General features: G+C 70.8%; 30 protein-coding genes and 1 pseudogene. 16 read left to right on the top strand and 15 right to left on the bottom strand.

What is annotated here, in order from left to right; translation table 11 throughout:
* Window positions 1-42: 42 nt before the first annotated feature.
* The 4 genes from AC069T_RS20990 (at window position 43) to AC069T_RS20975 (ending at window position 2130) form a co-directional block, all read left to right on the top strand.
* On the top strand, window positions 43-333 hold the full coding sequence (locus tag AC069T_RS20990) for a cupin domain-containing protein (RefSeq protein ID WP_478784188.1): 291 nt from the start codon (window positions 43-45) through the stop codon (window positions 331-333).
* Between the two features lie 62 nt (window positions 334-395).
* A complete protein-coding gene (locus tag AC069T_RS20985; RefSeq protein ID WP_478784187.1) occupies window positions 396-1007 on the top strand; it encodes a GNAT family N-acetyltransferase in 612 nt (203 codons plus the stop codon).
* Between the two features lie 191 nt (window positions 1008-1198).
* A complete protein-coding gene (locus AC069T_RS20980; protein ID WP_478784186.1) occupies window positions 1199-1864 on the top strand; it encodes a class I SAM-dependent methyltransferase in 666 nt (221 codons plus the stop codon).
* A complete protein-coding gene (locus AC069T_RS20975; RefSeq protein WP_478784185.1) occupies window positions 1861-2130 on the top strand; it encodes a sulfurtransferase TusA family protein in 270 nt (89 codons plus the stop codon). The genes AC069T_RS20980 and AC069T_RS20975 overlap by 4 nt, the downstream gene beginning before the upstream one ends.
* A 314-nt stretch (window positions 2131-2444) precedes the next feature.
* On the opposite strand, the gene AC069T_RS20970 is transcribed toward AC069T_RS20975, so the two are convergent.
* The 3 genes from AC069T_RS20970 to AC069T_RS20960 all read right to left on the bottom strand — a co-directional run bounded on the left by AC069T_RS20970 (window position 2445) and on the right by AC069T_RS20960 (window position 5179).
* Window positions 2445-3368: a hypothetical protein gene (locus tag AC069T_RS20970; RefSeq protein WP_478784184.1), complete on the bottom strand. Its 924-nt coding sequence runs from the start codon at window positions 3366-3368 to the stop codon at window positions 2445-2447.
* A 107-nt stretch (window positions 3369-3475) separates the two neighbouring features.
* Window positions 3476-3919 carry a hypothetical protein gene (locus AC069T_RS20965; protein WP_478784183.1) on the bottom strand — a complete coding sequence of 148 codons (444 nt, stop codon included), beginning with the start codon at window positions 3917-3919 and terminating at the stop codon, window positions 3476-3478.
* Window positions 3920-4048: 129 nt separating this feature from the next.
* Window positions 4049-5179 (bottom strand): cation diffusion facilitator family transporter, encoded by a 1131-nt coding sequence (locus AC069T_RS20960; protein ID WP_478784182.1) that lies wholly within the window; start codon window positions 5177-5179, stop codon window positions 4049-4051.
* Between the two features lie 68 nt (window positions 5180-5247).
* On the opposite strand from AC069T_RS20960, the gene AC069T_RS20955 reads away from it, so the two are divergent.
* Window positions 5248-5607 (top strand): ArsR/SmtB family transcription factor, encoded by a 360-nt coding sequence (locus tag AC069T_RS20955; RefSeq protein ID WP_478784181.1) that lies wholly within the window; start codon window positions 5248-5250, stop codon window positions 5605-5607.
* A 22-nt stretch (window positions 5608-5629) separates the two neighbouring features.
* Here the strand turns inward: AC069T_RS20955 and AC069T_RS20950 are convergent, their stop codons facing one another.
* The 6 genes from AC069T_RS20950 to AC069T_RS20925 all read right to left on the bottom strand — a co-directional run bounded on the left by AC069T_RS20950 (window position 5630) and on the right by AC069T_RS20925 (window position 12090).
* Window positions 5630-6913: an MFS transporter gene (locus AC069T_RS20950; protein WP_478784180.1), complete on the bottom strand. Its 1284-nt coding sequence runs from the start codon at window positions 6911-6913 to the stop codon at window positions 5630-5632.
* The gene (locus tag AC069T_RS20945; RefSeq protein ID WP_478784179.1) at window positions 6910-8013 is read right to left on the bottom strand and encodes a PLP-dependent cysteine synthase family protein; all 1104 of its coding nucleotides are present in this window, start codon (window positions 8011-8013) and stop codon (window positions 6910-6912) included. Before AC069T_RS20945 ends, AC069T_RS20950 begins: the two co-directional genes overlap by 4 nt.
* A 638-nt stretch (window positions 8014-8651) precedes the next feature.
* Window positions 8652-8942, bottom strand: a complete 291-nt coding sequence (locus tag AC069T_RS20940) for a hypothetical protein (protein WP_478784178.1) — start codon at window positions 8940-8942, stop codon at window positions 8652-8654.
* Between the two features lie 82 nt (window positions 8943-9024).
* Window positions 9025-9582 carry a hypothetical protein gene (locus AC069T_RS20935; protein WP_478784177.1) on the bottom strand — a complete coding sequence of 186 codons (558 nt, stop codon included), beginning with the start codon at window positions 9580-9582 and terminating at the stop codon, window positions 9025-9027.
* A 112-nt stretch (window positions 9583-9694) separates the two neighbouring features.
* A complete protein-coding gene (locus tag AC069T_RS20930; protein ID WP_478784176.1) occupies window positions 9695-10102 on the bottom strand; it encodes a (2Fe-2S) ferredoxin domain-containing protein in 408 nt (135 codons plus the stop codon).
* Window positions 10099-12090 carry a heavy metal translocating P-type ATPase gene (locus tag AC069T_RS20925; protein WP_478784175.1) on the bottom strand — a complete coding sequence of 664 codons (1992 nt, stop codon included), beginning with the start codon at window positions 12088-12090 and terminating at the stop codon, window positions 10099-10101. Before AC069T_RS20925 ends, AC069T_RS20930 begins: the two co-directional genes overlap by 4 nt.
* Window positions 12091-12185: 95 nt before the next feature.
* Between AC069T_RS20925 and AC069T_RS20920 the strand changes: the two genes are divergently transcribed.
* Window positions 12186-12575 (top strand): ArsR/SmtB family transcription factor, encoded by a 390-nt coding sequence (locus AC069T_RS20920; protein WP_478784174.1) that lies wholly within the window; start codon window positions 12186-12188, stop codon window positions 12573-12575.
* 171 nt (window positions 12576-12746) lie between these two features.
* Here the strand turns inward: AC069T_RS20920 and AC069T_RS20915 are convergent, their stop codons facing one another.
* Together AC069T_RS20915 and AC069T_RS20910 are read right to left on the bottom strand one after the other, a co-directional pair.
* Entirely contained in the window at window positions 12747-14123 is a 1377-nt protein-coding gene (locus tag AC069T_RS20915) for a HAMP domain-containing sensor histidine kinase (RefSeq protein WP_478784173.1), read from the bottom strand.
* 3 nt (window positions 14124-14126) lie between these two features.
* Window positions 14127-14795: a winged helix-turn-helix domain-containing protein gene (locus tag AC069T_RS20910; protein ID WP_478784172.1), complete on the bottom strand. Its 669-nt coding sequence runs from the start codon at window positions 14793-14795 to the stop codon at window positions 14127-14129.
* Between the two features lie 157 nt (window positions 14796-14952).
* On the opposite strand from AC069T_RS20910, the gene AC069T_RS20905 reads away from it, so the two are divergent.
* The 10 genes and pseudogenes from AC069T_RS20905 to AC069T_RS20860 all read left to right on the top strand — a co-directional run bounded on the left by AC069T_RS20905 (window position 14953) and on the right by AC069T_RS20860 (window position 22169).
* Window positions 14953-15297, top strand: coding sequence for a hypothetical protein (locus AC069T_RS20905; protein ID WP_478784171.1), 345 nt, complete (start codon window positions 14953-14955; stop codon window positions 15295-15297).
* Window positions 15298-15466: 169 nt separating this feature from the next.
* On the top strand, window positions 15467-15670 hold the full coding sequence (locus AC069T_RS20900; protein ID WP_478784170.1) for a hypothetical protein: 204 nt from the start codon (window positions 15467-15469) through the stop codon (window positions 15668-15670).
* A complete protein-coding gene (locus tag AC069T_RS20895) occupies window positions 15649-15972 on the top strand; it encodes an ATP-binding protein (protein ID WP_478784169.1) in 324 nt (107 codons plus the stop codon). The genes AC069T_RS20900 and AC069T_RS20895 overlap by 22 nt, the downstream gene beginning before the upstream one ends.
* 493 nt (window positions 15973-16465) lie before the next feature.
* The gene (locus AC069T_RS20890) at window positions 16466-16924 is read left to right on the top strand and encodes a fluoride efflux transporter FluC (protein WP_478784168.1); all 459 of its coding nucleotides are present in this window, start codon (window positions 16466-16468) and stop codon (window positions 16922-16924) included.
* Window positions 16921-17268: a DUF190 domain-containing protein gene (locus tag AC069T_RS20885; RefSeq protein WP_478784167.1), complete on the top strand. Its 348-nt coding sequence runs from the start codon at window positions 16921-16923 to the stop codon at window positions 17266-17268. The genes AC069T_RS20890 and AC069T_RS20885 overlap by 4 nt, the downstream gene beginning before the upstream one ends.
* Window positions 17265-17639 (top strand): fluoride efflux transporter CrcB, encoded by a 375-nt coding sequence (gene crcB, locus AC069T_RS20880; protein WP_478784166.1) that lies wholly within the window; start codon window positions 17265-17267, stop codon window positions 17637-17639. Before AC069T_RS20885 ends, crcB begins: the two co-directional genes overlap by 4 nt.
* 15 nt (window positions 17640-17654) lie before the next feature.
* Window positions 17655-18857: an MFS transporter gene (locus tag AC069T_RS20875; protein ID WP_478784165.1), complete on the top strand. Its 1203-nt coding sequence runs from the start codon at window positions 17655-17657 to the stop codon at window positions 18855-18857.
* Between the two features lie 586 nt (window positions 18858-19443).
* Window positions 19444-19944: an inorganic diphosphatase gene (locus AC069T_RS20870; protein WP_478784164.1), complete on the top strand. Its 501-nt coding sequence runs from the start codon at window positions 19444-19446 to the stop codon at window positions 19942-19944.
* Complete coding sequence (locus AC069T_RS20865) at window positions 19941-20183, top strand: histidine phosphatase family protein (RefSeq protein ID WP_478784163.1); 243 nt, start codon at window positions 19941-19943, stop codon at window positions 20181-20183. The genes AC069T_RS20870 and AC069T_RS20865 overlap by 4 nt, the downstream gene beginning before the upstream one ends.
* A gap of 155 nt (window positions 20184-20338) precedes the next feature.
* A pseudogene (locus AC069T_RS20860) lies at window positions 20339-22169 on the top strand (phosphatidylglycerol lysyltransferase domain-containing protein).
* Window positions 22170-22317: 148 nt separating this feature from the next.
* On the opposite strand, the gene lgt reads toward AC069T_RS20860, so the two are convergent.
* The 4 genes from lgt to AC069T_RS20840 form a co-directional block, all read right to left on the bottom strand.
* Window positions 22318-23232, bottom strand: a complete 915-nt coding sequence (gene lgt / locus AC069T_RS20855) for a prolipoprotein diacylglyceryl transferase (RefSeq protein ID WP_478784162.1) — start codon at window positions 23230-23232, stop codon at window positions 22318-22320.
* A 495-nt stretch (window positions 23233-23727) separates the two neighbouring features.
* Complete coding sequence (locus AC069T_RS20850; protein WP_478784161.1) at window positions 23728-24477, bottom strand: transposase; 750 nt, start codon at window positions 24475-24477, stop codon at window positions 23728-23730.
* A 134-nt stretch (window positions 24478-24611) separates the two neighbouring features.
* On the bottom strand, window positions 24612-24920 hold the full coding sequence (locus tag AC069T_RS20845) for a DF family (seleno)protein (RefSeq protein ID WP_478784160.1): 309 nt from the start codon (window positions 24918-24920) through the stop codon (window positions 24612-24614).
* A 20-nt stretch (window positions 24921-24940) separates the two neighbouring features.
* Window positions 24941-26083 (bottom strand): IS30 family transposase, encoded by a 1143-nt coding sequence (locus AC069T_RS20840; protein WP_478784237.1) that lies wholly within the window; start codon window positions 26081-26083, stop codon window positions 24941-24943.
* Window positions 26084-26363 lie beyond the last annotated feature (280 nt).

The raw sequence follows: 26363 nt of genomic DNA, 5'->3' as shown, positions 1-26363 counted from the left end.
CGCCCGTGCCACTGGTGCGGTTCCCGAAAGAAGAGATCGGTCATGACGAGTACGGCCCGCGCGAGCGTGCAGCATGAGGACGAGCGGGTGCGGGTCACCCGCTGGGACTTCGAGCCCGGCCAGAGCACCGGCCGCCACGTGCACGAGCACGACTACGTCGTCGTCCCCGTCACCGACGGCCGGACCGACGTGATCACCCCCGACGGCACGGTCACCTCCTCGCAGCTGCGGGCGGGACAGTCCTACGCCCGCCCATCCGGCGGCGAACACGAGGTCGTCAACGACGGCACCGAGCCGCTGGCCTTTGTCGACATCGAGATGAAGAAGAAGTAACCCCGCCCCGGGCGACGAAATCCGTCGAGCGTCAAGCGGCACTGCGCGGTTACGGTACGGCGATGACCAGCGCCTACCTTCCCGTCCCCGCCAGGGTTGCCACCCCTGAGGACCTCGACGCGATCGTCAGTGTGATGACGACCGCCTTCTTCCACGACCCGCTGTGGGGCCCGGCCTTCCGCGACGCACCACGGCGCGCCCTGCAGGCGGCCACCATGTGGCGCCTGTACGTCACCTCCGCACAGCGCTACCCATGGACACTGGTAACGCCGGGCCTGGAAGCCGCGGCGGTGTGGATCCCACCGAACGGCACCGAGCTCACCCCGCACGAGGAAGCGGGCCTGGAGGAACTGCTGACGCAGGCCGCCGGGACAGAGGCGGCCGAGGCGATCCTGGCGATCTACAGTCAGCTGGAGGCCGCCCACCCCGCCGAGCCGTGCTTCTACCTCACCCTGCTCGGCGTCCACGACGACCACCGCGGCAAGGGACTGGGCATGGGTCTGCTGGCCGAGAGCCTCGCCCGCATCGACGCACTCGGCGCCCCCGCCTACCTGGAATCGTCCAACCCCGCGAACATCGCCCGCTACGAGAAGGCGGGCTTCATCCCCCGCGACACCATCACCGTCGCCACCGGGCACGTCGTCACCACGATGTGGCGGCCGGCGGGGCAGTGACGGCCCTGTGGCGGTAGGTCCTCACCACGCTCCGGCGGCCGAATAGCCAACGCCAAGGGCCCTCAGCCCAGGATCATGATCAATCTCAGCGCTACTTCCTGCCGCAACTGCTTCAGACTCGGGATCGTCACCGTGCTCAGTTTGGTGGCTTACGATCGGCCCACTGAGCAGCAGGGCGAGGGCGGAAGAACGTGACGGGCGACGAGCAGGACCTGGCCGAGGTGCAGCGGGCGCACTGGCAGAGCACGTACTCCGCCCACCCGGGCATGTACGGCGCCGAGCCGTCCGCACCGGCCGTCCACGCCGCGACCGCCTTCCGGGCCGCCGGCGCAAGGGACGTCCTCGAACTCGGCGCCGGCCACGGCCGCGACGCCCTGTACTTCGCGCGTGAGGGCTTCACCGTGCACGCCACCGATTTCTCGGCGATCGGCCTGGAGCAGCTGCGCCGGGGCGCGCTCGCCCAGGGCACCGCCGGGCAGGTCACTACGGCCGTGCACGACGTCCGCGAGCCGCTCCGGCTGCCGGACGCCTCCGTGGACGCGGTCTTCGCGCACATGCTGCTGTGCATGGCCCTGTCCGCCGACGAGATCCGGATCCTCGTCGGCGAGATTCGCCGTGTCCTGCGGCCTGGCGGCACCTTCGTCTACACCGTCCGTCACACCGGCGACGCCCACTACGGCACCGGCACCGCCCACGGCGACGACATCTACGAACACGGCGGGTTCGCCGTCCACTTCTTCTCCCGCGCTCTCGTCGACACCCTCGCTGAGGGCTGGAGCCTGGAGGAGGTCCGTGCCTTCGAGGAAGGCGACCTGCCCCGCCGCCTGTGGCACGTCACCCAGACCCTGCCGCGATGACCGCCCCTCCCTCACCCGCAGCCGACATTGTCGTGGCCGGCACCGGCCTGCTGTGCGTCACCCTGCTGCTGCGCTTGCGCGCGCCGATTGACGGCGCTGGCCCCGGCACCGTCGTGCATGTCATCGCCACCGACCCGGCCGCCCCGCTCGACCTGCCCGCCTGGTGCCACATGCCTGGGCACGGTTACCTCGGCCGGGTCCCCGACGACGACCACCGGGTCTTCGCCTTCCAACTCGCTCCGGGGAGCACGCCGGACCCACCCTGACGCCCCCTGGCACCCGGCCGACACCTGACCAGCGCCGCATGACCTGCCTGACGGCCGAACCCGCATGGCGCTCGCTCGCACCGGGACAGCTTCGCGGTGCATTCGGGGTGGGCGGGTGACGTAGCGCATGGCGGCGCCGTCGCTCAGGCCGAACGCCCGGCCCCCACCCGCAGCGCGGTACCGCTCCGGCGCGCCGTGTCGTAGCCGAGCCGGCGATCGACAATGCGTGCAGTACGGCGTGGATAGTTCCTGGAGTTTCGGCAGCGGTACGTCCTGGGAGCGCGCCGCCGCTGGGAGGCGCCCGGCCCGGTGGGTCAGCCGACGTTCAGGGTGAGGGCGGCGGTGTGGAGCTTGCCACCGGTCTGGAACTGCAGGAACAGCCGCCAGTTCCCGGCGGTGGGCAGCTCGGCGTGGAAGGAGAGGTCCGGTCCGCCGTTGCCGCCCTTGGCCTCGGTTTCGGGGTGGAGGTGGGCGAACTCGCTGTCGCCCTCGTGGAAGGCGGTCAGGTGGGCGTAGGTGTCCAGGTAGGGCTCAAGGTCGGTGACGGGCTTGCCGTCCTTGGTGACGTTGACGGTCAGCGGGCCCGCCATTCCGGCCTTCGGCGTGCCCTTGACGGTGAGGGTGTACCCGTCGGCCTCGGTGGTCTCGGCCGGGGCCGGCAGTGGGGTCTTCGTCTCGGTGCCGGGCACGGTGACGGTGCGGCTGAGGACGAAGTCCTTGCCCTTGCCGCTGCCGCTGTCGGGAGTGAAGGAGGTGAACATGCGCCAAGAGCCGGGGTCGAGGGAGGTCAGGTCGGCGCTCCAGGTGCCGTCGGCGGCCATGGTGGGGTGGATGTGCTGGAAGCCGGTGAGGTCCGAGCGGATGGCGTAGAAGTGCATCTGCTTGGTCTGCTCGGGCGCGAAGCCGGTGACGGGCTTGCCGTCGGGGCCAGTGACGGTGAACCGGTAGCTGGTCTGCTTGCTCGCCGTGAGGGTGGTGTCCGTGCTGGTGAGGCGGTAGCCGTCCTTGTTGTCGGACAGGCCGTTGCCGCTTGCCGAGTGGTCCATGCCGGGCATGTCACCCATCGAGCGGGAGGCGCTCGCCGAAGCGGACGTGGAGGTCTTGGTGCCGTGGTCCATGCCGGGCATGGAGGAGTCGCCGGAGGAGCCGCAGGCGGCCAGAGTCAGGCCGAGGACGGCGGCGGTGCCGGCGGCCGCGAGGGCACGATGGCGGACAGTGGATCGGGAGGAAGGGAACATCGCAGGTGGTCTTTCCGGGTGGGCGCACCACGCCGGGCGGGCGCGCGGGAATGGGCAGGACTCGTCGCCGGGCCCCGGCAGTGGTAACCGGGTTCCGGCGGGTCCTGTCACGTCCGCGCGATGCACACCTGGAGCAGCAGACTTCGCCCATGGGACGGCGGTGGTCCGCGCCGTCCTGTCCGGCCGGGGGCCAGGGGCCGGCTCGCGAGGAAGAGGGCCGTGAGGCCGACGACGACGGCCAGCAGGCCGCCCAGGGGCAGCGGCATTCTCTCGCGTGCGGGGGTCGACACGCACATCTCACCGTGGGGCGCTGAGGCGCCCGTCGCGTGCTGGCTGTCGCGATGTTCCATCTGTGCGGCCGTCGTGGGCTGTGCGGGTGTCATCGCGGTTGCGGCGGTGTCTTCGTGCATGGCCGCAGGCGCGGACACCCCGTGGCAGCCTTCGGCGGCGGTGGCCGGGGCGCCGTGCATCAGGAACAGGCCGAGCAGGACCACGCACTGCGCCAGCAGCCGGGCGACACCCCGCCTGCGCGCCTGTCCGCTGCCTGCCATCACCGCTACCTTCCCCACGTCATCGAACCCAGTCCATGCGCCGTCGCTGCGTCCCGACCGTACCCCGGCCCGGTACCCGGCGCCGATGCATCAAAGCGGCTGCGGCCACCACGATATTTCCTTCTCGCATCATCCCGCGTGGTGGGCCAGGGTGGCGTGCGGGTCGCCCTCGTGGGTGGTGTGGTCAGTGTGCACGGTGGCGGCGGTCAGCCGCGGTACGGCGTGGATCAGAGCGTGTTCGGCTGCGACGGCCAGGGTGTGAGCCTGGACCACGGTGAGGTCGGGGTCGACGACGATGTCAGCCTCGGCGCGCAGGGCGTGGCCGATCCACCGCATGCGGACCTGCCCGACCCCGCGGACGCCATCGACCGCGTGCAGCGCTTCTTCGGCGGTGTCGACCAGGGCAGGGTCGACGGAGTCCATCAGCCGGCGGTAGACCTGCCGGGCGGCGTCGCGCAGCACCATCAGGATGGCCACGGTGATCAGCAGGCCGACGATGGGGTCGGCGGCCCGCCAGCCCAGTGCCGCGCCGCCGGCGCCGAATAGGACGGCGAGGGAGGTGAAGCCGTCGGTACGGGCATGCAGGCCGTCGGCGACCAGGGCTGCGGAGCCGATCTTGCGGCCGGTGCGGATGCGGTAGCGGGCCACCCACTCGTTGCCGATGAACCCGACCACCGCGGCGGCGGCGACCGCCCACAGGTGGGTGACGTCGCGCGGGTTGAGCAGCCGGTCGACGGCCTCGTACGCGGCCAGGGCGGAGGAGGCGGCGATGGTGAGGACGATGGCGATGCCGGCGAGGTCCTCGGCGCGGCCGTACCCGTAGGTGTAGCGGCGGTTCACCGCCCGCCGGCCCAGCACGAACGCGATCCCCAGCGGTACGGCGGTCAGGGCGTCGGCGGCGTTGTGGATGGTGTCGCCCAGCAGTGCCACAGACCCCGACACGGCGACGACGACCGTCTGGATCACGGTGGTCAGCCCCAGGATGCCCAGCGACAGCCACAGCGTGCGCATCCCCTCTTTGGAGGTTTCCATCGCCGAGTCGACCTTGTCCATCGCCTCGTGGCTGTGCGGGGTGACCAGGTGGGAGACCTGGTGCCGGATCCGCGACCACCGCGAGGCACCGTGCCCATGCCCATGCTCGTGGCTGTGATCGTGATCGTGCTCATGGCCGTGTCCGGCGTCCGCTCCGTGGCCGTGCCCCGACCCGTGGTCGTGGCCGGTTCCCGGCTCGTCGTGACCGTGGTGGTGCTGCTGGCTCACAAGATGCTCGCTCTCAACAGAAGGGCAAGGAAGTGGGCGGGGACGTCCCACCCCCTTATTATGTGCGTATGAACGCACGCATGCACCTATCATTTGCGCAGGGTTCGCACCCGCAAGACCCGGGCGGTGAGCATTTCCGGGTCGCGGCCGAGATCCTGGGCCTTCTGGCCGACCGCACCCGGCTCGCGCTGCTGCACGCCCTGGCCTCAGATGAGGCGGATGTCACATCCTTGGCGGAGGTGGTGGATGCGGCGCGGCCGGCGGTGAGCCAGCATCTGGCCCGGCTGCGGATGTCGGGTCTGGTGACTACCCGCAAGGAGGGACGCCGGGTGATCTACGCGCTGAGCGACGGGCATCTTCGCCGGCTGGTCACGGAGGCGCTCGATGTGGCTGATCACCGGCTGACCGGGCGCGCACCCCACGCGTGATGTGCGCGCCTGGCCGGTGGTCTCACGCCGCGGCCGGGGCTGGTGCTGCGGCCGGTGCGGGGTGGAGGTGTCCGGTGCGGTGCAGGCCGGTCAGGGCGGTGGCGCAGCCGAGCCCGAGCGCGGTCAGTGCCGCCCACGGAAGCCACGGGACGTGGGTGCGGGCGGCGAGGTCGAACAGTGCGCCGACGGCGAGGTTCCCGACGGCGACGGCAATGCCGGCCACGGTGCTGTAGGCGCCGTAGTAGGTGGCGACCAGGCGCTCGCCTGAGAGGCGGACCAGGGTGTCCATCTCGAACGGGTACAGCAGCGCGGAGCCGGCGGCCAGCAGTGCCGCGCACCCCAGCAGCCCGGCGAGGCCAAGTGCCGCCCCCAGGCCGTGGGCGGGGCCGTGGGGGCCGGGCAGCATGGGCACGAAGGCCGCGCCCATCACTGCGAGGCCGATCGCGATGGCCTTCGGTGCGTCCAGGCGTTTCCTGGCCCAGTCGGTGAGCCGCAGCTGTCCGGCGACGGCGACCAGGGCGGAGACGGCGAAGACGATGCCCATCGCGGTGCCGCTGCCGTCACCGAGGAGGGTGCGGGCCTGGAGGGGCAGGGCGAGGTAGGTCTGGAAGGCCAGCAGGTAGGAGCCGGCCATCGCGGCGGAGAACAACAGGAAGGGCCGGTTGCGGCCGATCGCCTGCCAGTCCGCCGTGATCCCCCGCCAGCCGTTGGTGCGCTGCGGGTCCGCTGCCGGGCGCCGGGCGGGCAGTCCGCGGGCCTGGATGATGGCCAGCCCCCCGAACACGGTGGCCGAGACGGCGCAGACGAGGCGGAAGTCGAGGGCGAGCAGGGCGAGTCCGGCGAGGGGGCCGAGCAGGATGCCGGCCTGGTAGAAGACGTTGAAGCAGGAGAACGCCTCCACCCGGCGCTGACCGGCGCCGTCGGCGATGTAGGCCCGTACCGCCGGGTTGAACAGCGCGCCGGCGAACCCGGTGGCGGCGGAGGCGATGATGAGCGCGGGCAGCGTGTCCGCGACGGCCAGCAGCACGAACGCTCCGGTCCGCAGGGCGCAGCCGGTAAGGATCATCGGCTTGTAGCCGATCAGGTCGGCCAGCGTGCCGCCGAGCCAGAACATGCCCTGCTGGGAGAGGTTGCGTACGCCGAGCACCAGGCCGACCGCCCAGGCGGCCAGGCCCAGGCCGTGGGCGAGGTGGTCGGCGAGGTAGGGCATGAGCATGTAGAAGCCGAGGTTGATGCCGAACTGGTTGACCATCAGCAGCCGCAGGCTGGGGTCGAAGGAGCGCATCTGGGCGCGCAGCCGTTTCACCGGGCACCGGCCAGCAGGGCGCGTGCGGCAGCCAGGGCGGGGTCGGTGACCGTGGTGCAGCGCGTCCAGGACGTCACCGTGCGCTCCCCAGGGTCGGTGATCTCGTCGGGCTCGTCCGGGACTGGGGTGTCCAGGAGGTGGTGGCCGTGGCACCAGCCGTCGTTGTAGATGGTGTCGAGGTAGCGGTGGGGTCCGTCGGGGAAGATCGCGGCGATCCGGGTGCCGGCGGGGTAGGTGCGGGCGGCCCAGCCGGCGACCAGGGCGACCGCTCCCACGCTCCAACCGCCGGAGGCGTAGTGGTGGCGGGCTAGGAGGCGGCAGGAGTGCACTGCTTCGGCGGGGGCGACCCAGTGGACCTCGGTGAACGCCTCGTGGGCGACGTTGCCCGGGTAGATGCTGGAGCCCAGCCCGCGCATCAGCCGTTGCCCGGCGGGCTGCCCGAAGATGGTCGAGCCGGTCGCATCCACTCCGATCAGCGCCAGGTCGGGGAAGGTATGGCGCAGTGCGGTCGAGATTCCCGCCGAGTGGCCGCCGGTGCCGACGGAGGTGACCAGGACGTCGATGCGGCCCAGTTGAGCGATGAGTTCGGTGGCCAGGGGCGCGTAGGCGGCGGCATTGTCGGGGTTGTTGTACTGGTCCGGGCACCAGGCGCCCGGGTGCTCGCCCAGCAGCTCGGCGACCTTCTCCCGCCGGGCCTGCTGCCAGCCCCCGACCGGGTGCGCGGCGGTGACAAGTTCGACGCGGGCACCGAAAGCGCTCAGGGCGCGGTGGATCGGCGGTTCCAGGCCGGGGTCGGTGACCACGGTGACCGGGTGTCCGTAGGTGATGCCGGCCAAAGCCAGCCCGAGTCCCAGGGTGCCGCTGGAGGATTCGATGACCGGCGCACCGTCGGCCAGATCGCCCCGGTCTCGGGCTCGGGCCACCATGTGCAGGGCGGGGCGGTCTTTGATGCCGCCGGGGTTGGCGCCTTCGAGCTTGGCCCAAAAACCGCGGCCGGCGTCGGCGAAGGGTTCCCCGATCCACAGGACCGGGGTGTTGCCGACCAGGTCGGAGGGTCCGCGGGCGGACGTCGGGGCAGGGGCATACGCGGAAACGTTCATGAAAGGGTGTCACGGCTCCTCGCCCCGGGCCGGCATGGTCAGGCTCGGGGCATCGGCGGATCAGGGCGCGGACACAGCCGACCGGATCCCTCCGGCGTCGCCGGACAGCGTGAGGCACGGCGGCTGCGCGGGACCGGTCAGGTCCGAGCCACGCACAGGGCCGTGAGAATGCAGCGTCCTCCGGTAGCGCCGTGGCCGGGGGCCCGGGCAGTGCCAGCACCTGTGAGCGCGGCGGGGGCGTTCGGCCGGTCGTCTGACGGGAGTGCGCCCCCGAGTACGGGCGCAGGCGGGGCGTCGGCGCGGACGCGGTCCACCGTGTGGTCGCCCGTCTCGGGGCAGCACGGCGCGTGCTGCGGCAACGAGGCAGTGTCTCCGCCGGCGGGTGCGGTCAGGGGGGCGGCAGCCGCCGGAAGCGTGTTCAGCGCGTGGTGCTGACCCTCGAATGCCGCTCCGTGGCTATGCATGCAGTCCAGGAGGTGGAAGGTCACCCAGATCAGCACGACGAGCACGCCGCTGCGCCGCACGCGGTGATGCGTGAAGGAGTGCGACGCCGAACCGATCATTCACACAAAGTATCTCGACAGCCACTCAAAGTCACATTGCGCAGGGTGGTTCGACGTCACGTCTGTCCGGACGGTTCAGCGTTCGGGTCGCTCCGCGCTCCGCGCGGCCGGCCCCTCCCTTCTGGCGCGGCGGGCCTCCCGCCGGTTCGACCAGGTGATCGTCAAGAGCAGTCCGACGGCCAGGATGGCGATGGTGATGAGGATGAGCGTCTGAGCGGAGGCCAGGATCTCAAGGAATTCGTTCTCGGAGCCGGGAGGCTCCGGCCGGTAGACATCGGTGCGCGATGGGTGGGGGCCGGCGGGATGCGCCAGGGTGAGGGGGCAGGGCGAACCTGCCCGGCACACCTCGGCGAGGTGAGAGGGCATGCGGGAACTCCGGGTCGTCGCGGACGGATCGGTGCGTCACGGCCGGGTGCGGCACGTAGGAGTCGCAGAGAGACGTCTACGGTTACGGCCCGCAGGGCACCCTCTGATGCCGGAGGGTGAGGTGCGCGGTCTGGGAGGAAAGGGCTCGCAGGACCACGACGGGTCGGGCAGGTGTGTGCGGCTCGTACGACGCGGGCGCGAACAGCGCGACCAGCTTGGCCAGCTGCGTCGTGAGCTGCCGGGCGGGAGCGGTGCAGGCATGGACCAGCTGTGCGGGCAGAGCGCACGCACCGTTGAGGAACCAGGCCAGGCACATCGCCGCAGCGATGTTCAGCAGAGCCATCAGGGAGCTGTTGTGGTGCCACACAGGCGGCAGCTGGTGATGGCCGCCCGGCGTCACCACGCTCTCGACGCTGTTGAGCCGGGCCGGCAGAACCGCCTGCACCATCACCACGACGGCCGTGATCGCGTGGGGTGAGCCGAACAGGAAGGCGGGAACGGCGCCGAGGAACATCACCTCCGCAGCCAGAGCGAGCCCAGGCCATGAGACGGCGGAATCGGCCGTCCCGTGGTGCAGAACAGCCGCGATGGCACTGCTGAGCACCGTGAACAGCGCGGCGCGAACAGCGGCGCTGGCCACGGTATGAGATACAGCGGTCCAGATGGGCATGTCCGTCCAAGTATCGCCCAGCGGGGCTGGCCGGGAAACGCATTCAGGAAACGACCGACCAGCATCGGCAGCTCGGGGGCGTTCAGTCGTCGAGTTCGTGCCGGATGCGGCGGGAGGGGGTGAAGGTGTAGAGGTCGAGGGTGTCGGGAGGGTCAGCGAGGCCGGGGCCGCCGTTGTTGACCCAGGCGGTGATGTCGGCGGCGGCGCCGGGGTCGTTGACCTGGCCGAGCCACACGGGGCGCCCGCCGGCTCTGCGTCCGTCGGCGGAGGGCTGGATGACGATGACGTTGGCGCGCTCGCAGGCGTCCAGGCAGTCGGTCCGCCGCACCATCGCCACTCCGGCCAGCAGGGTGCGCAAGTCGATGAGTTGCGCGTCGTGGTCCAGGCGCGGGACCTTGGCGGCGGTTCCGCAGCAGCAGCCCCGGCAGACGGTGACCGTGGGCCGTGCCGCCCCCGGGACGGCGGCGGCCTTCTTGCTGCGGCGGCTCACCGGTCGCCCCCGGCGGGTGCCGTGGCCCGGTTCCAGGCGGTGTCCCGCAGCAGCCGCAGCCCGTTGAGGCCGACGATCACGGTCGATCCCTCGTGGCCCAGGACGCCCAGCGGCAGCGGCAAGTGTCCGGCCAGGTCCCAGATGACCAGTCCCGAGATGAACACCGCGGCGATGACCAGGTTCTGCACCACCAGGCGCCGGGCGGCCCTGGACAGGCCCACGACGGTGGGAACGGTGGCGAGTTCGTCGCGGACGACCACCGCGTCGGCCGTCTCCAGGGCCAGATCGGACCCGGCCCGCCCCATCGCGATGCCGGAATGGGCAGCGGCCAGCGCGGGGGCATCGTTGACGCCGTCTCCGACCACCAGCACCCTGCGCCCTGCCTTCTCCTGCTCCTGGACGGCGGTGACCTTGTCCTGCGGCAGCAGTCCGGCACGGACGTCGCTGATGCCGACCTGAGCGGCCAGCAGGGCAGCGGCGCGCGGGTTGTCGCCGGTCAGCAGCATCGGCGCCCTGCCGGTCAGCGCAGCCAGGGCGGCAACGGCAGCGGCGGCGTGGGGGCGCAGCCGGTCGGCGATGCCCAGGACGCCCACGGGTACGCCGTCACGCTGGACGAGAACGGCCGTGCGGCCCTCGCCCTCCATGCTTGCGGCGATCGCCGCGGCTTCGACGGCAGCCGCGTCGGTGCCCTCCAGGAGGCGTGCGGGGGCTCCGACCGCGATCGTGTGGCCGTCGATGGTGGCGGCAACTCCGGTCCCGGGGGCCGAAGTGAAGCCCCGCATGGCCGGGATCACCAGGCCGCGGGTGCGTGCCGCTTCGACGACGGCGCGGGCCAGCGGGTGCTCGCTGGGATGCTCCGCCCCGGCCGCCAGCGTCAGCAGGGCGTTCTCGTCCAGGCCGGAGCCGGCCAGCGGCTGGACGGCGGTCAACCTCGGAGTTCCCTCGGTCAGGGTGCCGGTCTTGTCCAGGGCGACCGCGTCGATCTGGCCGAGGCGCTCCATCACGACGGCGGACTTCACCAGCAAGCCGTGGCGTCCGGCGTTCGCGATCGCGGACAGCAGCGGCGGCATGGTGGCCAGCACCACCGCGCACGGCGAGGCGACGATCATGAAGGTCATCGCGCGCAGCAGCGAACCGGTGAGATCCGCGCCGAAGCCCAGCGGTACCAGGAAGACCGCCAGGGTCGCGACGACCATGCCCAGGCTGTAGCGCTGCTCAACCTTCTCGATGAACAACTGGGTGGGCGCTTTGGTCTCGGAGGCTTCCTCGACCATGGCCACGATCCGGGCGATCACGGAGTCCGAGGCGTCCCGTTCGACCTTGATCTGCAGGGCGCCGGTGCCGTTGAGGGTGCCGGCGAACACCTCATCCCCGGCCTCCTTCGCCACCGGCAGCGGTTCGCCGGTGATGGTGGCCTGGTCGACCTCGCTGGCGCCCTCGAGCACCCGGCCATCGGCCCCGACGCGCTCACCGGGACGGACCAGGATCGTGTCGCCGACGGCGAGTTCCCCGGTGGCGACGGTCTCCTCGCTCCCGTCATCGGCCAGCCGGGTGGCCGTGGCCGGCGCGAGGTCGAGCAGGCCGCGAACCGCGTCCTGGGTCCGTGCGGTGGCCAGCGCCTCCAGCGCGCCGGAGGTCGCGAAGATGACAATCAGCAGCGCGCCGTCCATCACCTGCCCGATCGAGGCCGCACCGATCGCGGCCACGATCATCAGCAGGTCCACATCCAGCGTCTTCTCCCGAAGCGCCGTCAGCCCCGCCCAGGCCGGCTCCCAGCCGCCCGTCACATACGCAAGTGCGTACAGCGGACCCCACGCCCACCCTGGGGCCCCGGTCAGCTGCAGCGGCAGCGCAATCAGGAACAGCACCAGGGCGGCTGCGGCCCAGCGCGCCTCGGCCAGCGCGAACACCCGGGTACGGCGCCGCGGCGCCGTACCCGAAGCGGCCGACGTCGCCCTTTCGGGACGCTGGAGCAGAACAGAAGGCATGACAAAACAACCCTTCACGGGCAGGGGAAGGCAACGCACCCACCGTACAGGAACATGTGAACAGGTCTTCATTTGTCACGGGTAGGATGGGAGCCATGGGCCACGGAGTCGACGACAAGAACACCGCCACCACCCGCGAACGCCTGGACGCCGTGGGGAGCGCAGACGTCGCCGCGACCCTTCAGGCCCTGGCCACGCCGTCGCGGCTGTACATCCTCGCGCGCCTCCAGGAAGGCCCTTGCTCGGTCGGCGACCTCGCCGAGGCCGTCGGCATGGAAGCCTCCGCCTGCTCCCACCAGCTCCGACTCCTGCGCAACCTCGGACTGGTCACCGGCGAGCGCCAAGGGCGGTCGATCGTCTACGCGCTGTACGACCACCACGTCGCCGAACTCCTCGACCAGGCCCTGTTCCACGTCGAGCACCTGCGGCTCGGACTGCGTGACGAACCTGCCTCTGAGGCGGCGTCCGCCGCGGCACGTCTGTAGCCGCCCGTCATCACCTCCCAGACCGTCGAGATCGCCGGGATGCGTAGCTTCCGCGGCTGCAACTCACCCCACCCACTGTGAGCGCGGAGCCCGAATACCCCGCGGAGGGTATGGATGGGCGATGTGGCCGCGGGGGCGGACTGCGCCGGACGGGCCGCTATCGGGAAGCGGTCAGCTGTCGTTGGCGGGGAGGTGTACGAGGACGCGGACGTCGGGGGCGTTGTCATTGATGCGGGTGGTGCCGTGGTGGGCGGCCACGATGTCGCGGACGATGGCCAGGCCGAGGCCGCTTCCGCCGGCGTCCCGGGCACGTGCGTCGTCCAGGCGGGTGAAACGGTCAAAGACGCGCTGCCTGTCACCTGGGGGGATGCCGGGCCCGTCGTCGGCGATGACCAGGCGGGCGGTGCCGCCGATGACGGCCAGCTGAATGTCGATGCGGCTGGTGGCGTAGCGCGTGGCGTTGTCGAGGAGGTTGCGTACGACGCGGGCGAGGGCGTCGGCGTCGCCGTAGACCCGGGCCGCGCTGACCGCCCGTTCGTCGATGGCCAGAGGAGAGCGCTGGCGGGCGCGGCGTACTTCGTCGAAGACGATCTCGTCCAGGTCCACCGGACGCCGACGCAGGCGGGGGCGGGCATCGAGGCGAGCGAGTTGTACGAGGTCGTCGACGAGGCGGGAGAGACGTTCGCTCTCTTCCACCAGGTCGGGGGCCAGGGTGTGCCATTGCGCGGTGTCAGGGTGGCGGACGGCTACCTCCAGCTGGGTGAGCAGGCTGCTGAGGGGACTGCGCAGTTCGTGGGCGGCGTCGGCTATGAACTGACGCTGCTGGCTGGTGGCGGCGTCCAGCCGGCCGAGCAGGTCGTTGAGAGTGCGTGCGAGGCGGCCCAGTTCGTCGTGTGTGGGCGGGACGTCGAGGCGGCGGCTGAGATCGGGGGCGGTGATGGCGGCGGCCTGGGCGCGCAAGGTATCCACAGGGCGGAGTGCGCGCCCGGTGAGGAGCCAGGCCGCTGCGGTGAGCAGGGCGACGATGACGGGCACGGCGGTGGCCAGTGCGGTGGTGAGCTGCCCCAGGCTGCGGTCCACGGTGGCGGTGGGCACGGCGACGTACACGGTGACGGGGTCGGGTTGTTGGCCGGCGGAGATGGCGACGGTGCGCCAGGCTCCGTTGTCGCCGAGCGGCAGCCCGTGCACGGTGCGGGCCTGGGGGTCGCCGGTGGCGCTGGCGGTGAAAGTGAACAGGCGCTGTTCGCCCTCCAGGTTGGTGGAGCTGGCCCGTACCGCGCCTTTGCTGTCGACGACTTGCACGGCGGTGTCGCCTTCGGCGGACGCGGGGAGGGAGGTGGTGAGTTTGCCGGTGTCGATGGCGGCTGCGATGACCTGGGCGCGTTGCAGGGCGGTCTGGTCGAGGCCGCCGATGAGGCTGCTGTGGAGCCAGGTGACCAGCAGTACGGCGGCTGCGGCCAGTCCGGCCGCGGTCACCGCAGCGGCGGCTGCGGTCAGGCGCAATCGCAGCGACCTTCGGGCCCACCACCTGGTGATGCGGGTGCTCACGGCTCACCCCTCGGTGCCGTGCAGCCGGTAGCCCGCCCCGCGGATGGTTTCGATCGTCTGGCATCCGAACGGCGCGTCGATCTTGCGCCGTAGATAGCCGATGTACACCTCGACGATGTGGGTGTCGCCGTCGAAGTTCTCGTCCCACGCGTGGGTGAGGATGTCGGTCTTGCTGACCACTTCGTCCTGGCGGCACAGCAGGAACTCCAGGAGGGCGAACTCCCGTGCGGTCAGGGCGATCTCCTGCCCGGCACGGTGGCACCGCCTGCGTGCCGGGTCCAAGGCGAGGTCCGCCGCGGTCAGTACGGCGGGCCGGGCCGGTGCCGCGCGCCGCAGCAGGGCCCGCAGGTGGGCTAGGAGCACGACGTAGGAGAAGGGCTTGCTGAGGTAGTCGTCCGCTCCGAGGTCGAGGGCGTCGGCTTCGTCGTCCTTGGCGGTCAGCATGAGCACGGGCGTACATACCTTGGCCGCCCGGAGGCGTTTGACCACCTCGTAGCCGGACAGGCCCGGCAGCATGATGTCCAGGACGATGACGTCGTACGTCTCGTGGGTGGCCCGCGACAGCCCGTCGATGCCGTCGTGGGAGATGTCGGCCGCGAAGCCCTCCTCGGCGAGCCGGCGGGCGATCGCCGCCGCGAGGGCGCGTTCGTCCTCGACCACCAGCACGCGCATGACGGCCTCCCTTTTCACCCTACGCCGCACGCTAGGGGCCGCCTGCTGAGAGGAGCCTGAGAGCGGCGCCGGCTCTCAGGCTCCTCTCAGCGCCTGGTCCGCAGGCTGGGAGGTGTCCATCAAGGACACCTGCTTACCAGTCGAAGGAGACACAACGATGACGATCACCCGACGCAGGATCGCCCTGATCGCAAGCGCGGCCCTGATCGCGGGCGGTGCGGGCAGCGGGATCGCGATGGCGAATGCCACCGCCGCCGCGCCCGCCGCGGTGCCGGCTGCCGCGGTCACGCAGACGACACCGGACCCGGACGAGAACTCCACCGGCCCGGACCACGACAACATCCAGCAGGGCGACCAGAACGCCCCTGGCAACGGCATGAAGGGCGACGGACAGGAGCAGGAGCGGGCCGGTGAGGCCCCGGAGAACGGCGTCGAGGACGGCCCAGGCGGCCACGCCGACGCCAACAGCTCCGTCGACCACCAGTTCGTCGGAAAGGAGTAACCCCGAACGGGCCGTGGCGCCCGCCTGCGACCTGGTCAAGGTCCCGGCGGGCACCGCGGCCTGCCCATGCTCTCCGGCTCCTTGCCACCGGCCCGTGCCCGGCGGGTGCCGTAGGCCCGGGTATCCATCCGGGGCCGCCCGATCCGTCAACGCTGAAAGGGGACATCCGATGCCGGTTTCCGACGCACTGCGTCCCCTTGCCAGCCAGCCCCTGGGGCGGCGCCTCGCCTGCGGGCGTCCGTACCAGGTTCTCCTCGCGCTGCCCGCCCAAGCGGAGTGCGTGCGCACCTGCCGCCAGTTCACCGCCGACCTGCTGCGCCACTGGTGCCGCAGGACGTCCAGGACTCCGCCGTGCTGGTGGTCGACGAACTGACCGCGAACGCGGCCGAGCACGGACACGCGGACATGACGGTGCTGGTCAGCCTCGACCCCGGCATGCTCCGCATCTCGGTATCCGACTCCGGAGCAGAGGCAGCCCACATCCCTCCGTACAGCCGTGACGACGCTGACGAGCACGGCCGGGGGATGGAGATCGTCGAGGGCCTCGCACTGTGGACGGAGGTAAGCCACACGGCACGGGGCCGCACGGTCCATGTCGGTCTGTCCGTCCCCGACGGGGCGGCGGTACCGTCCGGCCGGGTCCTGGAAGCTTGGGCCAGCTGGGTTGCGGCTTGACCACGCCGTGGCCAGGTCTGGGGTCCGGTCCGGTGCCCGGGCCGGGACCACCTCAGGGCACGCGTGCCGGCCGGGATGCGCGGGCCGGGCTGAGGCCGCTTCGTGCGGCCAGCGTCAGCTGGGCCCGCGAGGAGCGCGGCGACTCGGCGTGGCGCCGGGCCAGGACCACGTCGCGAGCGCCGGGCCGACTACCTCATGCTGATCGCCATCGTCGCCGTGTCCGTGCTGCCGCTGGCCATGAAAGGGCCAGGCGAGCTGGCGACCATCGCGCGGGCGTGGCTCTGCCGGAAGCAAGCCAAGGAGGGGAGCTATCCTGATGACGGTGGCGGCCTGTCGGGCCGCCGCGCGGCGGTGGGGCCCGCCGTACCCGAACCGCGGCACCGGTGCCGCCAACGGTCCCTACTTGTGACGGCACGCGCCTCCGTTTGTCCGTGGGCGCCGCGCGAGTAGGAGAGGTATGGCCAACCGAACCCCTCAACACCAGGTGGCGCCGATGACGCCGGCACCCTCGGACGCCGATCCCGATCTTCAGCCCCCCGCGCTGCGCTCGTCTCACGGGCAGTGGTCTGTCATCGCCGTGGTGGCGGCAGGCGGGGCGCTGGGGGCGTCCGCCCGGTACGGGGTGTCGCTGATATGGCCGACGGCCGCGGGCGGGTTTCCGTGGGCGACGCTGTGGACCAATGCGGTGGGCTGCACGGTGATCGGCGTGTTCTTGGTCGTGATCGCCGACGTGTGGGCGGCGCACCGGCTGGTGCGGCCGTTCTTCGGCACCGGGGTCCTCGGCGGTTTCACCACCTTCTCCACCTACGCGCTCGACATCCAGCGTCTGGTGGACGGGGGCGAGGCGGCCCGGGGGTTCGCGTATCTGGGGGCGACGTTGCTGGCGGCGCTGAGCGCCGTATGGCTGGCGGTGCGGACCACACGCCGCGTCCTTGCATGGAGGGCACGATGACGAGGCTGACGGGCACGGCCCTACGGGTGACGATCTTCATCGGCGAGAGCGACCTGTGGCATCACAGGCCGCTGTACACGGAGATCGTGCACCGCGCGCACAAGGCCGGACTGGCCGGCGCCTCCGTGTTCAGGGGGATCGAGGGGTTCGGCGCCTCCTCCCTGATCCACACCGCGCGGCTGCTGTCGCTGAGCGAGGACCTGCCGGTCGCCATCGTGATCGTCGACAGCGAAGAGCGCGTCCGCGCGTTCCTGCCGCAACTGGACGAGCTGGTGGTGGAAGGCTTGGTGATCCTGGACGACTGCGAGGTCATCCGTTACGTGGGCCGGGAGAAGAACAAGTGAACTGGCTGCTGGTGATCATCGGCGGTGCGATCGGCGCACCGCTGCGGTACCTGACCGACCGGGCCGTGCAGAAACGGCACGACGCCGTCTTCCCCTGGGGCACCTTCGCCGCGAACGTCACCGGCTGCCTGGTGCTGGGCCTGCTGGCCGGCGCGGTCACCGCCGGAGCGGCCTCCTCCCACGTACAGCTGCTGGTCGGCACCGGGCTGTGCGGGGCACTGACGACGTACTCGACGTTCTCCTACGAGACGCTGCAGCTTGTCGAGGGCGGCGCGAAGTTCTACGCGGCCGCCAATGTGATCGCGAGCGTGGTCACCGGGCTGGGCGCGGTATTCCTCGGCGTCGCCGTGGCGACTGCCCTGTGGGTTTAGAAGAGAAGAGGGTCCATGGCTGGGGGGACAGCGCGGGGCGTGGCCGCGCCGATGGGGGCCTGGCATTTCATCGTCTGGTTCGGCACGGTCAGCCTGCTCGCCGATGTCGTCTACGAGGGGGCGCGTGCCGTCACCGGTCCGATGCTCGCCTCGCTGGGCGCCTCCGCGCTGGTCGTCGGTGTGGTCACCGGGGCGGGTGAGGCGGCGGCCCTCGGCCTGCGCCTGGTCTCGGGACCGCTGGCCGACCGCACCCGCCGCTTCTGGGGGCTTGCGATCGCCGGGTACGCGCTGACCGTGGTCGCGGTGCCGCTGCTGGGCGTGGTCGGAGTGCTGTGGGCCGCGTGTGCGCTGGTGATCGCCGAGCGGGTCGGCAAGGCTGTCCGCAGCCCGGCCAAGGACACCCTGCTCTCCCACGCGACGGCGGTGACCGGGCGCGGGCGCGGGTTCGCCGTGCATGAGGCGATGGACCAGATCGGCGCGCTGATCGGCCCGCTGGTCGTGGCCGGGGTGCTGGCCGTGACCGGCGGCGCGTACGGGCCGGCGCTCGGCGTCCTGGCCCTGCCGGGCGTCGCGGTGCTGGGCCTGCTGGTGTGGCTGCGCTCGCGGGTACCGGATCCCGAAGCCTACGAACGAGACCTCACCCCCACCGGCACCGTTTCGACGCAGGAGGCCGGGCGGCTGCCCGCCGCGTTCTGGACCTACGCCGCGTTCACCGCGGCGACCACGGCCGGGTTCGCCACTTTCGGGGTGCTCTCCTTCCACCTGGTCCAGCGCGGACTGATGCCCGTGGCCTGGGTACCGGTGCTCTACGCCGCCGCGATGGCTTTCGACGCGGCCGCCGCCCTGGCCACCGGCTGGCTCTACGACCGCATCGGCCCCCGCGTCCTCGTAGTACTTCCGCTCCTCGCGGCCCTGGTGCCCGCGCTGGCCTTCACCGACACCGTGCCGCTCGTGGTGGCCGGGTCCCTGGTCTGGGGGGCCGCGCTCGGCATCCAGGAATCCACCCTGCGCGCCACCGTCGCGGACCTCGTCCCCACCGGACGCCGGGCGACGGCGTACGGGATCTTTGCCGGGGTGGTCGGTGTCGCCAGCCTGGCGGGCGGCGCCCTCACCGGCGCCCTCTACGGCTACTCGATTCCGGCACTGATCACGACCGTCATCGCCATCCAGGTCCTCGCCCTCGGTCTGCTGGCGGTCATGCGCCGACGACAGCGTTGATCGCGGTCGGCTCGGGTCACAGCTCGGGGCCGTCACGGCCGTGAAGCTGCTGGAGAGGGGCAGACTGGAGGTGTGCGCCGAGCGTGCCGGTGATGGGGCTCACCGCAACCGCGGCTTGTGGCCGCTGCCGGTCCCTGGTTGTCGAGCTGCGACCAGGAAGAACCATGACACCGCCCCCGTTCACCCGGTCGCCCCGCGCACGTTCACGAGGCCGGTACGCTCAGCCGAACCGCCCACGCCCTCACCAACTGGTGGCCGAAGCGTCCCGCCCCGGCGCCGCCCACCTGGCAGGCCCGGCTTGCGGCTCTGGCCACGCTCCTTGACGAGGCCGCGGCCGCACACCCACTCGCAGACTGGGCCGTCGCCGCCCGTGGGGAGGCTGCTCCCATCCCCGGTGCTGCCGCGCAGGGCGGCGAGCTGCACGACGAGGCCCACCGCCGGTTGTCCGTACGACTGCACGACCTGAGCCTGGACGGGGACCTCATCCCTCTGGGTGAACAGGCCGCACATGCATGCGACGCAGCGGGCACGCCACGACTGGCGCTGCCGGACGGGCCGAACCGCATCCCATGAGCAGGAGGCCGTCATGAACTTCGACGTCACGGTGGAAATCCCTCAAGGGTGCCGGAACAAGTACGAGATGGACCACGCCCTCCACCGCATCCGGCTGGACCGGCTGCTGTTCACCTCGACCAATTACCCCGCCGACTACAGCTACATCGACGGCACGCGTGGCCGCGACGGTGACCCGCTCGACGCCTTGGTGCTCGTCGGTGAGCCCACGTTCTCAGGCTGTGTCATCGAATGCCGGGCGGTGGGCATGTTCGTCATGACGGACGAGAAGAGCCCGGACGAGAAGGTCCTGTGCGTGCCCGCCCACGACCCGCGCTACGCCGGCATGCCGGACATCGATGACGTCCCCACCTTCGACAAACTGGAGATCACCCACTTCTTCGAGGTCTACAAGGACCTGGAGCCCGGCAAGTCCGTCGAAGGCTCCCACTGGGAAGGCAGGGACGCCGCGTACGCCGAGATCGAGGCATCCCGCACCCGGGCCGACGGCCTGCTGGCAGGGGACCGTACGTGAATGCTCCGGGCGCGCTGATTCTGCTCCGCCATGGGCAGGGCACCACCAACGCGGTAAGCCGCTTCACCGGCTGGGCCGACGTCCCGCTGACACCACACGGTGAGAAGCAGGCGGCGCAGACCGGCCGGGCTGCACGCCGGCGAGGGCTTGTTGGTGCAGGCGGTGGCGGAGCGACCGGACAGCCGCAGCCGGGCCCGCAGAGGTTGGGCGCGACCTCGCATTCGTCTACAGTGCTGTAGGCATCAGGGCAGTGCGGTAGGAGTATGGGAGCCAGGAGGCGCGCGGCGCCGCGAGGCGCGCATGCCGTCGGGCTGCCCTGTGGCACCTTGGGCTGCCTCTCGCTCTCATTCTCCATGCGCGCCATGCCGCAGACTCCGGAAGGTGACGCGTTCTCGTGCCCATCAACCGTCCTGACCTCCGCTGCCCACCCGCCGACAAGCGGCCGGGCAGCGGAGGTTCCCAGCCCGCCCCGGCTGTCGGCTGGCGGCGGCGGGCCGCCGACGCCTCGGTCTGGTATCTGCGGTTGGTCGCCGCGCTGAATCTGGTAGCGGTCCTGTCAGTACCGTTCCGAACGCAGGTGCGGCTCCATAATGCCGATGGCCGGTACTTTACTCCCTACCTGGCGACGGCGGGTCTGGTGTCGGTGGTGCTGTCGCTGTTCCTCGCGGTGGTGATGCGCCGGCGTAAGCGCGCCGCGTGGATCTTCAACCTTGGTCTGGCCGGACTGACGCTGACCTCGATGATCCTGCTGCTGGCCGTGTCCGAACCCGGCGACAGTTACCGTCGTCATCCCTTCAACTACTTCTCCGCCGGGCTGACCGCCCTGTTCTTGCTGATGCTGCTGGCGGGCCGCAAGGAGTTCGTCGCCAAGGGCGACCGCTCGAACATCGCTCTGGCAGCGGGTGTGGCGGCCGGGGGTGTGGCCGTCAGCGCCGCTGTCGGCACCGCGCTGATCGCCTGGACCAATACGGTGGCGGGTGCATCGTGGTGGGACCGGCTCGGCTACACGCTGATGCGGATGATCACGCTGGAGCCGCCGGAGCGGGCACAGGACGTGATCACGGTCCCGGGCTGGGTGGACGCCTCGATCAACGTGCTGAGCGCGCTGACGCTCCTGCTGGTCCTGTACGTGTGTTTCCGGGCCCCGCGTGGCAGGGAGTGGCTGGGCGGCGAGGACGAGCGGCGGCTGCGGGAGCTGCTGGACAGGCAGGGGGAGCGCGATTCGCTGGGGTACTTCGCCCTGCGCCGTGACAAGTCGGTGATCTGGTCCTCGAGCGGGAAGGCCGCCGTGGCATACCGCGTGGTCGGCGGGGTCACGCTCGCCTCCGGTGATCCGATCGGGGACCCGGAGGCGTGGCCCGGGGCGATCGAGCGGTGGCTGGCGGAAGCGCGTGAGCACGGGTGGGCACCCGCCGTGATGGGTGCCTCCGAGGAGGCGGGCGGCATCTACACCCGGCACGGCCTGAACGCTCTGGAGCTGGGCGACGAAGCGATCGTCGAGCGGGCCGACTTCACGCTGGAGGGCCGGGCGATGCGCGGACTGCGCCAGGCGTGCAACCGGGTGCAGCGAGCCGGGTACACCGTCCGCGTCCGCCGCCACGAGGACATTCCGGATGCCGAGATGGCTGACCTCGTGGACAAGGCCGACCGGTGGCGCGACGGCGCCACCGAACGCGGCTTCTCGATGGCCCTGGGGCGTCTTGGCGACTCGCAGGACGGGCGCTGCGTGATGGTGGAGTGCCGCGATGGCGACGGCCGGTTGCGGGCTCTGCTGAGCTTCGCGCCGTGGGGGGAGAGCGGGCTGTCGCTCGACTTGATGCGGCGCGACCGCAGTTCGGAAAACGGCCTCCTGGAGTTCATGGTCACCGAGGTGCTGGCGCACGCCCCGCGGCTTGGCGTCGAGCGGGTGTCGCTGAACTTCGCGATGTTCCGATCCGTGTTCGAGCGCGGCTCCCGGCTGGGTGCGGGCACCGGTACTGCGGCTGTGGCGCTCGATCCTGGGCTTCTTCTCCCGCTGGTGGCAGATCGAATCCCTGTACCGGGCGAACGCCAAATACCGGCCGATCTGGGAACCCCGCTACCTGCTGTTCGCCAAAGGCAGTGAACTGCCTCGGATCGCCCTCGCCAGTGCGCGAGTCGAGGGATTCGTCAACGCTCCACGCCTTCCCGACCTCTTCCGCCGCCGCCACACGACCGGCGAGCCGCAGGCTGGGTCCCGGCCGTGAGGATGCACCGCGGAGCCGGGTAGCCCGGCTCCGCGGAGTCTGGTGGGCCCTTCAGGCCAAGGCGGCTCCACGGGTACGGGGCCTCCGACACGCGAAGCGGCCGGCGGAAGCGTACCGGGCGGTGAGGTCCCTCCCCGAGGGCTCATCGTCACTGTTGGGGTGGCGAACTGCCCTTTGAATCGTCGGTGTCTTCCGTGACCGGCTCCGACGCCGGAGCCACTGCCGGATCGGCCGGTGACCGCTCGGTGTCCAGCTGCGTGGGGCCGGTGGAGCGTCGGTTGTGGGAGGCCCAGAAGTAGATGACCGCACCGGTGAATGCGAGGAGGGAGACCCATTCGTTCACGCGTAGTTCCAGGAGCGTGTTGGCGAAGTCGGAACGCATTCCTTCGATCCAGAACCGGCCGGCGGTGTAGGCGAGGACGTAGCAGGCGAACAGCCGTCCGTGGCGCAGCTGGTAGCGGCGGTCCAGGAAGAGGAGGACGGTGACGGCTACGAGGTTCCACAGTGACTCGTACAGGAACGTGGGGTGGTAGAGCGCGATGTCAGCCGTTGCTTCGGGGCGGTGGGCGGGATCGATGCGCAGGGCCCAGGGCAGGGTGGTGGGGCCGCCGTAGAGCTCTTGGTTGAAGTAGTTGCCCCACCGGCCGATGGCCTGGGCGAGGATGAGGCCGGGGGCGAGAGCATCAGCGTAGTCGGCCAGTTTGATGCCGTGGAGGCGGCAGCCGATCCAGGCGCCTACCGCGCCGAGACCCACCGCGCCCGGGATGCCCAGGCCGCCGTCCCAGATGTACAGGGCCCTGATCGGCTCTTTCCCTGCGGCGAAGTACAGCTCGGGGTCGGTGAAAACGTGGTAGAGGCGGCCGCCGATCACACCGAAGGGGACTGCCCACATGGCGATGTCGGAGATGTCGTCGCGGTGCCCGCCGCGGGCTGCCCAGCGGCGCCGGGTGAGCCACAGGGCTGGGAAGATCCCCGCGATGATGCACAGCGCGTAGGCGCGCAGGGGAACCGGCCTCAGATACCAGACGCCTTGGGAGGGACTGGGCAAGTACGCCAGATTCATGGAGCCGGCCTTTCAGCGCGTGCGGAACTCGGCGCACCCGCCGGAGGTTTCGGGGCGAGGCTACCGACCGGGCGACCGGGCCTGCGGCCACCCCGGTGGCCGGGCGGGGGCTGCGGGCCGAGCGCGTGATGGGGGAAGACCTTCCAGACGGGTCAAGGCGGTCAGGCCCCGTCGTGCCGTCGCGACGACGGCGCCATCAGCTCCCCCGAGGACTGGGCCTTCGCGGGAACGGAGACCTGCCGACGTCCCGGCACGGGCGATCAACCCGGCAGCGTCCGGAGCCGTCGGTCTACGAGGACGGCACGGCCTGGTCGATCGCGGTGTCCGCGGGCAGCGGTGTCGACCATCGGGCGCCCGTCTTGCGGCCGCTGCAGCCGCACCGGTGAAAAGGATTGCACGTCGGTCGGCGAATACCGGTGGCCCGGTGGTCCCTCGCGTCGAGCGGGCCTTGCCTCTGATGGCGTGCCACGTATAGCTCCTCATCAAGGAACCTTTTCAGCGCTGCCGCTCCAGGGTGAGGATGGCCTTGGCGATTGACGTCATTCGATTCGGGCTGCAGCGGGCGTGACGGAAGATCCGCCAGTTCTTGAGCCGGGCGACGCCTCGCTCGACCGGGACTCGCGTCCGGGCGATCGCGCGGTTGACGGTCTTCTGGGTGTCGGTGAGTTCTTGGTGGGGCCGGCGTTTTACTGCTGTGGTCAGCCAGGGGCCGGCGCCCAGGTAGGCAAGGTCGGCCACGAGCGGGACGCCCTGGCGGTCGCAGATCCTGATGATCCGGTGGGTGCGGGCGGCGGTGAGGTCGTGGGTGCGGCCCGGCAGCGCGGGCGAGATCCACAGGAGTCGGCCCGTCGGATCGGTCACGACCTGCACGTTCACGCCGTGACGCCGGTGCTTGGCGGAGTAGTCCGCCTGGCCGTCGCCGACGCGGTCACATTCGGTGAGGGTCCCGTCGAGCAGGGCGAAGTCGGGGTCCGTCTCCCGCAGTACCTTCAGCAGGCCTGGCGCGCGAGCGGCGAGCAGGTCGATGACGGCGCTGACGTAGGCGTGAGCGGTCCCGACGGAGATGCCGAACCCTGCCGAGAGCTGCGCGAGCGTGTCGTGCCGGCGCAGGTACACCAGACCGACCAGGGCACGCTGGTGCGGAGGCAGCTTGCAGCGGCGGTCACCCTCGCGGGTGACGATGAGCATGGTGACCCACTCGACCAGTGCGTGCGGCAGGTCGAGTGCGGCAGGATAGGGAACCAACGAGGCACCTGCGCTGATGAGTTGAGACGTCGAACACCTCCCTCAACGGCACGGGTGCCTCGTGCGTTGCGGCCCCCTCGTCGTCACGGCGGATTCTAGGGGTCGTCGCAACACCGTTGAGTGTTGCGGCGATCTTAGGAGGTCTGGGTCAGGGCCTGGACGAGCTGTTCGACGGTGGGCGCGCCTGCGAGGTCGCCCGGCGTCGAGTAGACGCGGCAGGTCAGGCCGTATGTCTCAGCGGCGGCGGGGAATAGATCCTGGCCGTTGATGTGGATCGTGGGAGAGCCGGGGAAGTGCAGTGCCTGGGCTTCTTCATCCGTTTCTACGGCGCGGAGTTTCACGTCCAGGTTGGAGCGGCCTGCGGCGGTGAGCGCCTCGGTGAGGCGTTCCTGGGCGACGGTCCAGTTCGGACAGCCGGCGAAGTACAGAAGTTCGATGTCCACGCCACCATGATGCCTCTGGGTCAAGCCAGGGTGTTGACCAGCTCGGCAAGCCGCTGAGCTGGTGTTTCCCAGTCGAGCGTTTTGCGGGGACGGCTGTTCCGCTCGGCCGCGACCGTGGCCAGGTCCTCGCGGCTGTGCCGGGCGAGGTCGGTGCCCTTGGGGAAGTACTGCCGGAGCAGGCCATTGGTGTTCTCGTTCGAGCCGCGCTGCCAGGGGCTGCCGGGATTGCAGAAGTAGACGGGCATGTCGGTGGCCGTGGAGAAGACGTGGTGGCTGGCCATCTCGTTGCCCTGGTCCCAGGTCAGCGACCGTCGCAGATGAGGCGGCAGTTGGCTGATGGTGGCCGTGAGGGCCTGGTGGAAGTGTTCGGCCCGGTGTCCGTTGGGCAGGTGCACCAGCATGGTGAACCGGGTCGTGCGCTCGACGAGGGTGCCGATCGCGGAGCGGTGGCCGGCGCCGACGATGCAGTCGCCTTCCCAGTGGCCGGGAACGGCTCGGTCGGCGACCTCGGCGGGCCGGTCGCTGATCATCACCATGGGGGCGGTGAACCGGGGCTGCCGCTTGTATGCCTGGCGATGGGGGCGCCGGCGGGCTCGTCCTGTCCGCAGGGCGCTGGTGAGTTCGCGGCGGAGTTCTCCGCGGCCCTGGACGTAGAGGGCCTGGTAGATCGTCTCGTGGGTCACGTGCATCTCCGGCCGGTCGGGGAAGCGTGTCCGCAGAACCTGACTGATCTGCTCCGGGCTCCACCGTTGTTCGAGGTGGCGCTGGATGAAGTCTCGCAGCTCGGGGCTCTGCCCTATCTTCCCGGCCTTCGGGCGGGGCCGACGGGCCTCTGCTCGGCTCTGTGCAGCGTGAGGGCGGTAGGCCCACTGGGACGCGTCACCACGCAGCGGCATGCCGTTGCGGCGTATCTCCCGGCTGATCGTGGAAGGGCTGCGGCCGAGCTCGGCGGCGATCTGCCGGATGGATGCCTTCTCGACCAGACGGTCGGCGATGTGAAGGCGGTCAGCCTCACGCAAGTACCGCGACGGACCGTCCGGCGAGATCGGCCGCCGCACCCTGGGTCTCGCCTTCTCCCCGGTGGTCGCCCCGCGCCCGTTTCGCCACCGCTTCCCGGTGCGCAGGTTGATGCCGACCGCACGGCATGCTTCTCGACTGCTCAGCCCCTGGTCCATGAGCCGGAAGTATTCCTCCCGCTCACGGACCAGAGGCTTGCGGCCCTGACTGCCCCGGTTCTCTCTGATCTTGAAGTCCATCGCATCCCCTGAGCTGGGGTGTTGCGACGACCACTAGAACGGAAGCACCCCATCGGTGGCCACTCTGAAAAGGCTCAAGGACTGGCAGACCGAACCAGAGCAGGTCCTACACAGCCGTACCGGCGTGGTCTGCTCTCTGGGCCGTGCCGTGTACTCATCGAACGGGCGGTCGGCCTTTCTGTATTGC

The organism is Streptomyces sp. NPDC043867, from assembly GCF_056435845.1.
Note: the sequence above shows the minus strand (reverse complement) of the source record. Positions and strands in the feature narration are given on the sequence as shown.